Genomic DNA, 13,536 nt, shown 5'->3' on the forward strand with positions numbered 1-13,536 from the left:
GTTCGTGGCGGTTGTGGTTATTTTGGCTTCTATAATCGCAGTGCATGAAATTCCTTCAAGTGTTAGACGGCGCTGAGGTCCTCTCGACGGGCGGTAATCCGGACGCTGTTAATCCAGAAATCAGTGGTGTTGAGTACGACTCGCGCCGGGTGCAACCGGGGAACCTGTTTGTCGCCATGAAAGGCGAAAGCACCGACGGAAATCGATACATAACCAAAGCGATTGAAAACGGCGCGGTGGCGGTGGTGTCGGATTCCACCGATGAAACCGGCGCTTTTGCAACAGGCGCCAAAGGGGCGGGCACCGATGGGGCACCCATTGCCCGAGTGGCGTGGGCGCGGGTTCCGCATGGGCGGAGAGCACTGGCGCGAGTGAGCGCGAACTTCTATGGGCGTCCGGCGGAGAAGCTGGCTAACACGGGTGTTACAGGCACAAACGGAAAGACCACGACTACGTTCCTGATCGAAGCCATCCTGAATAAGCATCGTGAACGAACGGTGCTGGTGGGAACGATTGAGTATCACGTGCTGGGGAAGGTGATCCCGGCTCCGCATACGACGCCGGAGTCTCTGGAACTGAATCGGATGTTCGCCGAGGCGTTGGCGAACGGCGCGACCGAGACGGTGATGGAAGTTTCGTCGCATGCGCTGGAGCAGCAACGGGTGTACGGGATCCCGTATGACGTTGCGGTATTCACCAACCTCACGCGCGATCATCTCGACTATCACAAGACGATGGAGAGCTACTTCGCGTCGAAAAAGATCCTGTTCGAGGGATGCGGGACGGACAGGCCGCGCGTGGCGGTGATCAATATAGATGATGAGTACGGGCGCGAACTGGTGAAGTTCAGTAAGAAGAAGGGCTCCGAGGTGGTGACGTACGGGCTGGATTCCGGTGATTTCCATGCGACGAAGGTGGACATCGGTCTGAAGGGGACGCGGTTCGATATGGTGACGCCGAGCGGAGCGTTGCCCATGTGGTCTCCGCTGATTGGCAGGGTAAATGTGTACAACATCCTGGCGGCGAGTGCGGCGGCGTGGGCGCGCGGGTGTGATTCGGAGTTGATTACGACCGGTGTTGCGGCGCTGGAGAATGTGCCGGGTAGATTCCAGCCGATCCAGTGTGGTCAGCCGTTTACGGTGGTGGTGGACTATGCGCACACGGATGATGCGCTGAAGAACTTGACGTCGCTGGCGAGGGAGTTTGTGTCGAAGTCGGGCGGGAAGGTAATCACGATTTTCGGATGTGGCGGCGACCGGGATCGGGCGAAGCGTCCGCTGATGGGAGAAGCCGCGGGACGCGGGAGTGACTTCGTGATTGTGACATCAGACAACCCCCGAAGCGAAGATCCGTTGGCAATTATTGAAGATGCGAAGCCCGGCGTTAAGAAAACGGGAACAGAGTTCCTGGTCGAGCCGGATCGTCGAAAGGCGATCGACGTGGCGCTGCATCGGGCGCAACCGGGAGATATTGTGCTGATTGCCGGCAAGGGTCACGAAAAGACCCAGACAACGCGTGAGGGCGTGGCGCCGTTTGACGATGCGGAGGTCGCGCGCGAACTGATGCACGAAATGGGTTACACGAAAAACTTGGCGGGTCAGCGGGCATGAACCTTACGATCGGGCAAATTGCAGGAGTAGTGGGAGCTTCAGGGCAGTTTGACGTATCACGTTCGGTGAACGGGTATTCGATTGATTCGCGGACGGTCGCTCCGGGCGAGTTGTTTTTCGCCATCAAGGGAGACCGTTTCGACGGCCACGAGTTCGTTGCTGGAGCGCTGGAGCGTGGGGCTGCGGGGGCGGTGGTCCGAAAGGACTTCACAGGATCAGGCAACGTGTTGCGGGTGGATGATCCACTGCTCGCGTTACAGGTGCTTGCGCGAGAAGTGCGGAGGATGTGGGGTCGCACGGTGATCGGGGTAACCGGGTCCGCGGGAAAGACCACTACCAAAGAGGCCATCGCGCACGTGCTGGCGACGAAATACAAGGTGCTGAAGTCGGAAGGGAATCTGAACAATCACTTTGGGCTCCCTATGCAACTGCTGCGAATCCAGCCGGAGACGGAGATTTACGTCAGCGAAATGGGCATGAACCACGCGGGCGAGATCACGGCGTTGGCGAAGATCGCGGAGCCGAATGTGGGTGTGGTGACACTGGTCGCCCCGGTTCACCTGGAATTTTTCGATTCCATCGAAGGTATTGCGAAGGCGAAGAAGGAACTGGTCGATGCGCTGCCGAAAGATGGGGTGGCAATCCTGAATGCGGATGATCCGCTGGTTTCGAAGTTCAACGAGGGGCGGGCAGGGCGTGCGGTCTACTTCGGGACTAACGATCGGGCGGATGTTCGCGCAGTTAACGTCGTGGAGCATGGGGTGGAAGGGGTTGAGTTCGACGTTGTCGCGCAGGGCGAGCGAGTACCTGCGCGATTGCCGCTGGTAGGGAAGCATAACGTCCATAACGCGCTGGCTGCGGTGGCGGTCGGGCTGGAGCAGGGGCTTACGTTGAAGGATGCAGTCGGGGCATTGGCTTCATTGGTGCCAGCTGACAAACGCGGCGAGATTTTGGAAATTGGCGGCGCCACCGTGGTCAACGATTGTTACAATTCCAATCCGAAAGCCCTTCAGTCGATGGTGGATGCCTTGCAGGCGATGCAGGCAAAACGGCACATCGTGGTCGCCGGAGAGATGCTGGAACTTGGTCCCTCGGGCGAGCAACTGCACCGTGATTGTGGTCGCTACATGGCCGAGCGTGGCGTAACGGAGTTGGTGGGAGTCCGGGGACTGGCGAAGCCGATGGTGGAAGCGGCGGCGGCTTCGGGGTTGAAGGCGGAATTCGTCGAGTCGCCGGAAGAAGCGGGCGCATGGTTGGCAGCGAACACCAAGCCCGGTGACGCGGTGTTGTTAAAGGCATCGCGCGGCGTGAAGTTGGAGAAGGCACTCGAGGAGTGGAAGGGGCTGGTCAGTTGAACCGCTGCTTCGCCGTGGTGGACAGAAGTTAGGGGAGAGAAGGAGATAGCGTTTGCTCTATTGGCTGCTGTACGAAGTCTTATTTCATTACTTCACTCCCTTTCGCATTTTTCGATACCTGACGTTTCGCACAGCATTCGCCAGTCTTACGGCGTTGTTCATGGCGCTGATCATCGGGCCGGCGATTATCCGTAAGCTGCGTGAATTCCAGATCGGGCAGTACATCCGCGAAGAAGGTCCACAAGCACATCAAAAGAAGGCCGGAACGCCGACTATGGGCGGAGTGTTGATTGTGGTGTCGTTCCTAATCCCGACACTGCTGTGGGCCGACCTGAGAAACCAGTATGTCTGGCTGGCGATGCTGTCGACGCTTTCGTTTGCGTCGATCGGGTTCGCCGATGATTACCTGAAGATGAAGCACCGGCGGAACCTGGGGCTAACGGGCCGCACAAAGCTGATGCTGCAGATTCTGACTGCGGTGGTGGTAGCGGTGGTGCTGATCCTGTTCCAGGCACACGGCGATTATTCGACGCACCTGATTGTGCCGTTCTTCAAGAAGTTCAAGCCGGACCTTGTAATTACGCCGTTGTTTTCGGTGTGGCACTTGTGGCCGATCGCATTTTTGCCATTTATCGCGTTCGTAGCGCTGGTACTGGTGGGATCGACAAACGCCGTCAACCTTACCGATGGGCTTGATGGCCTGGCGATCGGATGCACGGTGATCGCCGCGGGGGCGCTGACGGTGCTCACGTATGTGAGCGGTCACGCGGTGTTCGCGGACTACCTGGAATTGCAGAAATTGCCGCAGGTAGGGGAGTTGACCGTCTTCTGCGGGGCCATGGTGGGCGCGAGCATTGGGTTTTTGTGGTACAACGCGCATCCGGCGGAAGTGTTCATGGGTGACGTGGGCTCGCTCGGGCTCGGCGGCGCGATCGGGACAGTGGCAGTCATTATCAAGCAGGAACTGTTGCTGCCATTCATCGGCGGTGTGTTTGTGATCGAAGCTGTGTCGGTGATCCTGCAGGTTGGTTCCTACAAGCTAAGGAAGAAGCGCATCTTTAAGATGGCGCCGCTGCATCATCATTTTGAACTGATGGGCTGGAGCGAGTCGAAGGTGATCGTGCGGTTCTGGATTGCGGCGCTGATCTTCGCGCTGTTTGCACTGACGACGCTGAAGCTGAGGTAGGCTGGTAGCGAGTGCTCTTATGACGAATTCATTGGATGTGAATGGCAAGCGAGTGCTGGTGGTCGGCCTGGGGAAGTCTGGTGTCGCGTCGGCGCTGTTCCTGAAAGAGCGTGGCGCGAAGGTGTCGGTGTCCGATTCGAAGAGCGAGGCCGAACTGCACGAGCATATTCCGGTGCTGTTGGATAACGGAATTGCCGTGGAGACCGGTGGGCATGGTGAACGGACATTCCAGAAGCAGGACATGATCGTGATTTCTCCGGGAGTCCCGGTGAATGCTCCGGCGCTGGGACCGGCGAGAAAACTGGGCATTCCGATCATCGGCGAAGTCGAGCTAGCGGCGCGGTTCCTGAAGGGAAAGCTGGTCGCGATCACCGGGTCAAATGGGAAGACAACGACGACGGCGCTGGCAGGAGATGTGATTGCGGCAGGCGGAGTGAAGACGCTTGTTGGAGGAAATATCGGCACGCCGGCAATCTCGCTGGTTCCGGACAGCACGGACGACAGCTATTCGGTTCTGGAGATTTCAAGCTTCCAACTGGAGACGATCGAGAAGTTCTGTCCGAAGGTGGCGGTGGTGTTGAATGTGACGCCGGATCATCTGGATCGGCACGGGACGTTTGAAATCTATTGGGAAGCGAAGCGGCGGATTTTCGAGAATCAGTCGGCGACAGATTTTGCAGTGTTGAATGCCGATGACGCTGAGGCCGCGAAGATGGCACAAGGGCTGAAGGCGCAGTTGCGCTGGTTCAGCCGCAAAAGACCGGTCGATGCGGGCGCATTCGTACGCGGAGAGCGAATCGCCTATAAGGATGCGAAGGGCGAGCACGACGTGATGGGTGTCGGCGAGATGCAGTTGAAGGGCACCCACAATGTCGAAAACGTGCTGGCTGCGGTGACGATCGGTGTGATCCTCGGTGTCCCGGCGGGGAAGATTCGTGAGGCGGTGAAGAACTTCAAGGCCGTCGAGCACCGGTTGGAGTATGTCGCAACGATTAATGGCGTGGAGTTCTATAACGACTCGAAAGCGACAAATGTCGATGCGACGATCAAAGCACTGGAGTCGTTTCCGAAGAACATTCACATCATTCTCGGCGGCAAGGACAAGGGCAGCGATTACACCGTTCTGAAACCACTTCTGCAGGAGCGCGTGAAGCGTGTTTACACCGTAGGCGCGGCGGCGGAGAAGATCGAATCGCATATTGCCGGCTCGGCAGAGATCACGAAGGCCGGGACAATTGAAGTTGCAGTACGGAAGGCGCTGGAGGCGGCGGCGCCGGGAGACGTGGTGGTGCTGGCTCCGGCGTGCGCGAGTTTCGATCAGTTCAACAGCTACGAGCATCGAGGGCAGGTGTTTAAAGAACTGGTGAGGGCGGCGGAGAAGAAGTCGTTGGTGATTAGTAGTTAGTGGCTCGAGTGTGTGCCGATGTGGGGCGGCACGCTGGTTACTGTCTAGAGGACATTCGGGTGTTCGCAGATGAATGCGGCGAATCCACAAGTTTCTTTGGCTGAACCCGCTCAGGGACTTCATTTCTACGGCCAAAGATGCTACTTCTGACTAGTTAGCATTTGGTAAACGTCCGGCCGGAAACTAAAGCTGAATGGCGAAACGAGTCAGTGTCGACAAAACGTTGTTCACCGTAACACTGCTGCTCGTTTTTGTCGGGCTCATCATGGTGTTCAGCGCGTCGGCGGTGATGGCAAAGGAGAGGTTCGGCTCGCCGTACGCGTTTGTCGGCAAGCAATTTGCGTGGGCTGTAGCAGGCGTGCTGGCGATGTTCCTGCTGATGAAGGTGGACTATCGGCATTACCGTCGACCTGCCATCGTGTTTTCGCTGATCGGACTGACGACGCTGCTGCTGATATCGGTATTCTTTCTCGATCGATCGCACAACACGCACCGGTGGTTCCGTTTGGGTGTCCTGAGTTTCCAGCCAAGTGAGTTGGCGAAGCCGGCGATCATCATCTACCTGGCGTACTTCCTCGAGACACGCGTTAAACAGATGGAAGACTGGAAGCACACATTGGTTCCGGCGGTTGCGCCGTCGGTGCTGATGGCGGGACTGATCGCCCTGCAACCGGACCTCGGGACGGCGGTAGCGATTGCGGCGATCACGCTCTCGGTGTTGTTCGTGGCGGGGATGAACCTGAAGTACTTCCTGTATCCGTTGGCGGCGGCGCCGGTTGTCTTCTATTTCCTGGTGTGGCGAGTGCCGTGGCGGCATCAGCGAATCCTGGCGTTCATGGATCCGTTTGCCGATCCGCTGGGAAAGGGCTTCCACATCATTCAGTCGCTGATTTCGGTTTCGACCGGCGGCCTGACGGGCATGGGCCTGATGGAGGGCAAGCAGAAGCTGTTCTTCCTGCCAGAGCCACACACGGATTTCATCTTTGCGGTAATCGGGGAAGAGTTCGGGCTGTTGGGGACCCTGTTCGTGGTCTCACTGTTCGCGACATTTCTGTTTCGCGGGGTGAGGGCGGCGGTCGTCACGCGCGACACATTCGGACGATACCTGGCGACCGGCATTGTCGCGATGATTTGTATCCAGGCGTTCTTCAACATCAGCGTGGTGTTGTCGCTGCTGCCGACCAAGGGCATTCCGTTGCCGTTCATTTCGTATGGCGGATCGTCGCTGTTCGTAATGCTGGCGAGTGTCGGGGTGCTGCTGAACATTACGCAACAGGCGGAATAGCGCGGGAGGGTCGCCCGCACGACAGCCGGCGAGTCGCCGGCGCTACTTATGAGCATGCGTGCAGTTTTAGCTGGAGGCGGAACCGGGGGACATGTGATTCCGGCGCTGGCGATTGCGAATGAGCTTCGCGACCGCTATGGCGCGGAGATCATGTTCATCGGTACGGCGCGCGGGATTGAGACGAGACTGGTTCCGCAGGCGGGATACCGGCTGGAACTGGTGGAAGTAGGCGCGCTGAAGAACGTGTCGGTGGTGACGCGGGCAAAGACTCTGTTCGATCTGCCCAGGGCCGTGTTGCGCTGTTCCTCGCTGTTTGGGAGATTCAGGCCGGATGTGGTGATTGGAGTCGGGGGGTATGCCTCGGGCCCGGCGATGCTGGCAGCCGCGCTGCGAAGAGTTCCGAGTGTGATCTTTGAGCCGAATGTGATACCGGGACTGGCGAACCGACTCGCGGCGAAAACGGCTAAGGCATCCTGCGTGCACTTCGAGGAGACGTGCCGGTTTTTGCCGAATTGCACCGTTACGGGCGTGCCGGTTCGGAAGGCGTTCTTTGAGATTCCGCCGAGGCCGGTCGGTGCAACGCCGTCGCTGCTGGTATTCGGCGGATCGCAGGGCGCGAGGGCAATCAATAATGCGGTGGTCGCGGCGCTGCCAGTTCTCCGGGAGCGTCTGCCGAACCTGCGAATCGTGCACCAGACGGGCGCGAAGGAACTGGAGCCGGTCCAGGCCGGATATGCGGCCACAGGAATCAGCGCCGATGTGAGGCCATTCATCGACGATATGCCTCGGGCGTTTGTGGAGGCGGACCTGATCGTCTGCCGGTCGGGGGCAAGTACGGTGGCGGAGATCACGGCAGCAGGGAAGCCGGCTATCTTTATTCCATTTCCTCGAGCGGCTGACGATCATCAGCGGAAGAATGCCGAGGCTATCGCGAATGCCGGCGGAGCGGTGCTGCTGCCGGAAAGCGAGTTGACGTCGGAGGGACTGGCGTCGGCAATTGTGGAGTTGTTTTCGAATCCTGCGCGGTTGAGCGAAATGGCTGAGAACGCCCGAAGGATGTCGCACAAAGACGCGGCAGGACGGGTGGCGGAAATTGCGGTGGGACTCATCGGGCCATCGGGTTATTAAGCCATCGGGCCATTCTGGCCAGCCACTACCTTGCCATCGGTAAGCCTGATATCGTTCTACAGACATTGATTCCTGATTACAGAGAACTGCTTTGTTCGCAAAAATCCAGCGCATACATTTCGTGGGTATTGGCGGCATTGGCATGAGTGGTATTGCCGAGGTGCTGCTCAATCTTGGATACAAGGTTTCCGGGTCGGACCTGCGCGAGTCCGCGGTTACGGATCGGCTGAAGAAGTTTGGCGCATTGATCTTCGAGGGACATCGGGCGGAGAACATTCATGGCGCCGAGGTGGTGGTGACCAGTTCGGCGATCTCGAAGGCGAATCCTGAGGTGGCCGAAGCGCACACGCTGAAGATTCCGGTGATCCAGCGCGCCGAGATGCTGGCGGAGTTGATGCGCCTGAAGTACGGGATTGCCATCGCCGGGATGCACGGGAAGACGTCGACGACGTCGATGGTGGCGGCGGTGCTAGCAGCGGGGAACCTGGATCCGACGGTGGTGGTTGGCGGGCGTGTGGATGCGTTGGGCTCGAATGCGCGGCTGGGGAAGTCGCAGTACCTGATCGCCGAGGCCGATGAGAGCGACCGGTCGTTTCTGAAACTGTCGCCGATTCTGTCGGTGGTGACCAATATCGACCGTGAGCACATAGATACGTATTCCGACATGGCGGATGTGGAGAACACGTTCGTGGACTTCATGGATCGCGTGCCGTTCTATGGAATGCTGGTGGTATGTAACGACGACGATCCACTGCGGGCGCTTTTGCCGCGATTGAAGCGGCGGTATGTGACGTATGGAACGCGCGAGGGATCGGATTTTCGGGTGGTTGTGGCGAAGTCGGACGCGCCGCAGAGTTCTCCCAAGGCGCTGAACCGTTTTGGCGTGGAGTACAACGGAAAGTATCTGGGCGATTTCAGCCTGAATGTGCCGGGGATGCACAACGTGCTGAATGCGACGGCATCGATTGCGGTCGGCGTAGGACTGGATATCCCGATCTACAGCATTCAGTACGCACTCGAGACCTTCCGCGGCGTGGACCGGCGCTTCCAACTGAAGGGTGAGGTGGATGGCGTGCGGGTGATCGACGATTACGGGCATCATCCGACCGAGATCCGGGCGACCCTGCAGGCGGCGAAGCAGTTCTGTGAGAGAAAGGTCCACGTGATCTTCCAGCCACATCGATACACCAGGACACAAGCGTTAATGCCGGAGTTTGCGACGGCGTTCCGAGATGCCGACAGTCTGTTCGTGCTGGATATCTATCCGGCGAGCGAGCAACCGATTCCGGGGGTGACGGCTGAGGCGTTGTGCAAGAAGATCGCCGAGGCAGGCAGGCCGGCGATGTACGTGAATTCCTCGGAGGATGCGGTGGTCGCGGCAGCGTCGGTGGCGAGACCGGGGGACATCATCATGACTCTGGGTGCGGGCAGCGTATACCAGTTGGGGCCGCTGTTGGTGGAGGCGCTGAAGTCCAGGGAAGGAGTTGCTCGGTGAGTTATCTCCCGTTGGGGGTTGGACAGGCACGACTGGCGAGAAGGTATTTGTTTCGGTCCTGACGGCGTTCCTCATTTGTAGTTGCGCGTACCAATTGATTTCGGGGAAGCTTCTGAATGGCCACTTCGGAACAGATACAACACGCAAAGAACGGCCCAAGCGCTATTGGATGGTTGTGTCGCTGCAGACCACGTTTGTTCTGATATTTACAGCGCTGATGTGGGCTCAGATCTTGCGGCATAGATAACGCTGGGTCGGTCGGTCAACCCAGCGCGCAACCAACCTGATTTTTATCCACAAAACAGGTACAAAAACCTAAATTTCCCTACTCGAAACGGTCTAGAAACGTTATAGTTTTGAGACGGCGTTTCTCTACGATTTGACCAGTTTTGATGGCGCGGAATAACGGTCCACTCATCCCGGATGAGGACATTGCGACCCGCTCGGGATCGCGAGCCTCGACGCCGCCGGACGATTCCGCGCCGGATTCGCGCTTCCTTGATCTCGATTCCGAAGAACAGTCGCCGTTTTTGCGCGGGCAGAAGCGGGTTCCTGTGCGCCGCGGGGCGCTGCCGAAGAAAGCGGCGAGCCGGATCAAGATTGCCGCAATCGTGCTTGCGGTGGCTGCCGCGATCGGTGGAACTGCCGCAGTGATCTACAGCTATGGCGAGAAATCGTGGCGCTTCCGGCTGGAGTCGAGTGATCAACTGGAGATTGCCGGCGTTCAAAATGTTTCGCGGCGGCAGATCATGGAAGTGATGGGCGGGGACATTGGGAAGAATGTTTTCTTCATCCCGCTGGACGAGCGCAAGAAGCAACTGGAGGAGATTCCGTGGGTGGAGTCGGCGGCCGTGGCGAGGCTGCTGCCGAACCGTTTAAGAGTGACGGTGACGGAACGGACGCCGGTGGCCTTCGCGCAGTTGGGGAACCGCATCGTGCTGGTGGATTCACACGGCGTGGTGATGGAACTTCCGCCCAACAGTTCGAAGAAGTATTCGTTCCCCGTGATCGTGGGGATGGGTGAGTCGGAGCCGCTTTCGACGCGGGCGGCGCGAATGAAGATCTTTACGCAGTTGGTCAGCGAACTGGATGCGGACGGAACCAGGTACTCGCAGGACTTGAGCGAAGTGGACCTGGCGGACCCGGAAGATGTGAAAGTGACGGTGAGTGACCCGCAGGGTGAGGTGCTGGTGCACCTTGGATCGGGCAATTTTGCCGAGCGCTTCAGGATCTATAAGGCGAACCTGCAGCAATGGCGCCAGCAGGTAGACAAGTTGGCGTCGGTGGATTTGCGTTACGACCGGCAGGTGATTGTGAATCCGGATGCGGCGAAGGAGCCGGTGGTGGAGAAGCCCGTTCCGGCGAAGCCTGCTCCCTCGAAGCGCGTTGCGAAAGCGGCGGCAAAGCCGATCAAGAAGCCGGTGAAAAAGAAGAGATAGGTTAGGCGTCCTATTTACGTGAGGACGTCGGGTGATTGAAATAGCAGGGAAAGAGATCAGGTTCCCAAGGATTCATGAGCAAGGCAGAGAACAATTTGTTGACGGCCATCGACGTAGGCAGCGCGAAAACATGCGTGTTGGTGGCCGAAATGAGCGATGCAGGGCCGAGATATCTCGCGCACGGGATTTGCGAATCCCGTGGATCGCGTAAGGGCGTGATCATCGACCTGGAGAAAGCGATCTCGTCCGTGCAGCAGGCGGTTGAGAAAGCTGAGAACGCGGTGGGAGCACCGATTGAGCATGCGGTGGTAGGCGTAGCGGGGTCGCACATCCGCGGAATCACGAGCCAAGGCGGAATCGTGATGGGTTCGCGGGCGCGGGAAGTGACGCGAGACGACATCCGGCTTTCGGTGGAGCGGGCGCGATCAATCAACCTTCCGCAGGACAGGCAGATTCTTCACCTGCTGCCGCAGGAGTTCATCCTCGATGACCAACCGGGATTGCACGATCCAGCGGGGATGATCGGCAATAAGCTGGAGGTCAAAGTCCACGTCGTAACGGCGTCCACGGCCGCGACCCAGAACGTCGTGAGTACGTTGAACCGGGCGGGTATCCACGTTGACGATACGGTGTTCGAAGCGCTGGTATGTGCCGATGCGGTGCTACGGCAGGACGAGCGTGAACTGGGCGTTTGCCTGGTTGATATCGGCGCGGGATCGTCGGACCTGATTGTCTTCCATGAGGGGGCGGTGATTCACACGGGCGTTGTGCCAGTCGGCGGCGATCACTTCACGAACGACGTTTCCGTAGGATTGCGGACTCCGCTGGCGGATGCCGAGAAGGTAAAGCGCATGTTCGGGTGCGCCATCGTAACTCGGATCCCGGAAAGCACCGAGATTGAAGTCACGTCGGTGGGAGATCGTCCGTCGCGGCTGATGCCGCAACGTTTGCTGGGCGAGATCATCGAGCCACGAGCACGAGAGTTGTTTGAGATCATGCGTGAGCATCTGCGGCAGGCCGGAATGATGGACCTGATTCCGGCGGGAATCGTACTGACCGGTGGAGGCTCGAAACTTAACCACATCGCGGAAATAGCCGAGGATGTGCTGCGCAAACCCATTCGCCTGGGCTTGCCGGCGTCCTTATCGAAAATGCCTTCCGAATTGGCGGAGCCGGAATATGCGACGGCGATCGGAATTCTCCTATACGCCTACAAGGCACGAATGCTGCAATCGCAGCAAGACACAGGTTTAGGCTCGAAGCTGAAGAAGTTGTTTGCGAGGACGGGCAGTTAAGGTCCAGCCGCAGGTTGGGGCGACCTGCGCAAAATTCGAAGGTGCTTAATGGACGAGAGAGACATCCGCATACAGTTTCACGACGACATCACCAACAACGCGAAGATTAAGGTGATCGGCGTGGGCGGGGGTGGTGGCAATGCCGTCAACCGAATGATCGATGCACAGGTGGAAGGCGTGGAGTTCATCGTCGCCAACACCGACCTGCAGGCGTTGAAGATGTCGCGTGCAGCGCAGAAACTCCAGATCGGCGTAAAGCTTACAAATGGGCTTGGCGCGGGAGCGAATCCTGAAGTCGGGCGCAAGGCAGCGCTGGAAGATGCAGACAAGATCATCGAGTCGCTGGAAGGTGCGGACATGGTGTTCGTGACCACCGGCCTTGGCGGCGGAACCGGAACGGGGGCGGCCCCCATCATTGCCTCATTGGCGAGTGAAATGGGCGCCTTGACGGTTGCCGTCGTAACGAAGCCGTTCGCATTCGAAGGACGGCGCAGACTTCAACAGGCAGACCGCGGATTACAGGAACTGCTCGACTGCGTGGATACGCTGATCGTAATCCCTAACGAGAAACTGCTCGCCGTCGCACGGGATGCTGGGTTCTTCCAATCGTTCCGTGTCGCCGACGACATCCTGCGGCAAGCTGTGCAGGGAATTTCCGACATCATTACCATCCCGGGCATCATCAACCGTGACTTTGCTGACGTGAAGGCGATCATGGCAGGGATGGGTTACGCGGTGATGGGAACCGCGACGGCGAAGGGTGAAGATCGTGCCATCGAGGCGGCGCAGCGGGCGATTGCATCTCCGTTGCTTGAAGCGGGCGCAATCGATGGCGCACGCGGAATCCTGATCAATATCACGGGTTCGGCGAACCTGAGACTGGCGGAAGTGAACGAGGCTTCGACCATAATCCAGAGCGCCGCGCACGAAGATGCCAACATCATCTTCGGAGCTGTGCTGGACGAGAAGATGAAGGACGAGGTGAAGATCACGGTGATCGCAACGGGTTTCAAAGACCAGGCGCGGCGACCTGATCGGGTGACGCACGCTGCGGCTGCGATATCCCATACGCGCACTGCGTCGGTCTATACGCCTCCCGCGAATCTGCCTCCGGTGGTGGCCACTGCGCCAGAGCCACCGATGGACGAACCCGAACCGGTTCATGTGGAGCGGGCAGCGGCGGCCGTACCGCCTCCGCCACCGACCCATACACACGTTCCGCAGAGGGAAGTGCGTTCGATCGACGAAGTTACGAGCAATGCAAAGGGGACGTACGAGCAGGACGATCTGGATGTGCCTGCGTTTCTACGCAAGAAGATGTAACTAAGCTGAGACCCA

At 58.7% G+C, this 13,536-nt stretch carries 10 protein-coding genes; all 10 read left to right on the forward strand.

Annotated elements, in window-relative coordinates; translation table 11 throughout:
• The first annotated feature begins 44 nt into the window (after positions 1 to 44).
• The 10 genes from VN577_16720 to ftsZ all read left to right on the forward strand — a co-directional run bounded on the left by VN577_16720 (position 45) and on the right by ftsZ (position 13,521).
• Positions 45 to 1,610 carry a UDP-N-acetylmuramoyl-L-alanyl-D-glutamate--2,6-diaminopimelate ligase gene (locus VN577_16720; GenBank protein HWR16469.1) on the forward strand — a complete coding sequence of 522 codons (1,566 nt, stop codon included), beginning with the start codon at positions 45 to 47 and terminating at the stop codon, positions 1,608 to 1,610.
• Positions 1,607 to 2,965, forward strand: coding sequence for a UDP-N-acetylmuramoyl-tripeptide--D-alanyl-D-alanine ligase (murF, locus tag VN577_16725; protein HWR16470.1), 1,359 nt, complete (start codon positions 1,607 to 1,609; stop codon positions 2,963 to 2,965). Before VN577_16720 ends, murF begins: the two co-directional genes overlap by 4 nt.
• A gap of 52 nt (positions 2,966 to 3,017) precedes the next feature.
• Positions 3,018 to 4,151 (forward strand): phospho-N-acetylmuramoyl-pentapeptide-transferase, encoded by a 1,134-nt coding sequence (gene mraY / locus VN577_16730; GenBank protein ID HWR16471.1) that lies wholly within the window; start codon positions 3,018 to 3,020, stop codon positions 4,149 to 4,151.
• 19 nt (positions 4,152 to 4,170) lie between these two features.
• The gene (murD, locus tag VN577_16735) at positions 4,171 to 5,556 is read left to right on the forward strand and encodes a UDP-N-acetylmuramoyl-L-alanine--D-glutamate ligase (GenBank protein HWR16472.1); all 1,386 of its coding nucleotides are present in this window, start codon (positions 4,171 to 4,173) and stop codon (positions 5,554 to 5,556) included.
• A 193-nt stretch (positions 5,557 to 5,749) separates the two neighbouring features.
• A complete protein-coding gene (ftsW, locus tag VN577_16740) occupies positions 5,750 to 6,841 on the forward strand; it encodes a putative lipid II flippase FtsW (GenBank protein ID HWR16473.1) in 1,092 nt (363 codons plus the stop codon).
• 48 nt (positions 6,842 to 6,889) lie between these two features.
• Positions 6,890 to 7,969, forward strand: a complete 1,080-nt coding sequence (gene murG / locus VN577_16745; protein HWR16474.1) for an undecaprenyldiphospho-muramoylpentapeptide beta-N-acetylglucosaminyltransferase — start codon at positions 6,890 to 6,892, stop codon at positions 7,967 to 7,969.
• Positions 7,970 to 8,060: 91 nt separating this feature from the next.
• Positions 8,061 to 9,464: a UDP-N-acetylmuramate--L-alanine ligase gene (murC, locus tag VN577_16750; GenBank protein ID HWR16475.1), complete on the forward strand. Its 1,404-nt coding sequence runs from the start codon at positions 8,061 to 8,063 to the stop codon at positions 9,462 to 9,464.
• Positions 9,465 to 9,856: 392 nt separating this feature from the next.
• A complete protein-coding gene (locus VN577_16755; GenBank protein HWR16476.1) occupies positions 9,857 to 10,903 on the forward strand; it encodes an FtsQ-type POTRA domain-containing protein in 1,047 nt (348 codons plus the stop codon).
• Positions 10,904 to 10,977: 74 nt separating this feature from the next.
• Entirely contained in the window at positions 10,978 to 12,198 is a 1,221-nt protein-coding gene (gene ftsA / locus VN577_16760) for a cell division protein FtsA (GenBank protein ID HWR16477.1), read from the forward strand.
• A gap of 48 nt (positions 12,199 to 12,246) precedes the next feature.
• Positions 12,247 to 13,521, forward strand: coding sequence for a cell division protein FtsZ (ftsZ, locus tag VN577_16765; protein HWR16478.1), 1,275 nt, complete (start codon positions 12,247 to 12,249; stop codon positions 13,519 to 13,521).
• Positions 13,522 to 13,536: the final 15 nt, after the last annotated feature.

This window comes from Terriglobales bacterium (genome assembly GCA_035561515.1).
Classification (GTDB): Bacteria; Acidobacteriota; Terriglobia; order Terriglobales; family Acidobacteriaceae; genus DATMXP01.

Bases quoted from the DNA above. Each gene is read 5' to 3' on its own strand.
- VN577_16720 (HWR16469.1), top strand. From the start codon at position 45: ATGAAATTCCTTCAAGTGTTAGACGGCGCTGAGGTCCTCTCGACGGGC.
- murF (HWR16470.1), top strand. From the start codon at position 1,607: ATGAACCTTACGATCGGGCAAATTGCAGGAGTAGTGGGAGCTTCAGGG.
- murD (HWR16472.1), top strand. From the start codon at position 4,171: ATGACGAATTCATTGGATGTGAATGGCAAGCGAGTGCTGGTGGTCGGC.
- ftsW (HWR16473.1), top strand. From the start codon at position 5,750: ATGGCGAAACGAGTCAGTGTCGACAAAACGTTGTTCACCGTAACACTG.
- murG (HWR16474.1), top strand. From the start codon at position 6,890: ATGAGCATGCGTGCAGTTTTAGCTGGAGGCGGAACCGGGGGACATGTG.
- VN577_16755 (HWR16476.1), top strand. From the start codon at position 9,857: ATGGCGCGGAATAACGGTCCACTCATCCCGGATGAGGACATTGCGACC.
- ftsA (HWR16477.1), top strand. From the start codon at position 10,978: ATGAGCAAGGCAGAGAACAATTTGTTGACGGCCATCGACGTAGGCAGC.
- ftsZ (HWR16478.1), top strand. From the start codon at position 12,247: ATGGACGAGAGAGACATCCGCATACAGTTTCACGACGACATCACCAAC.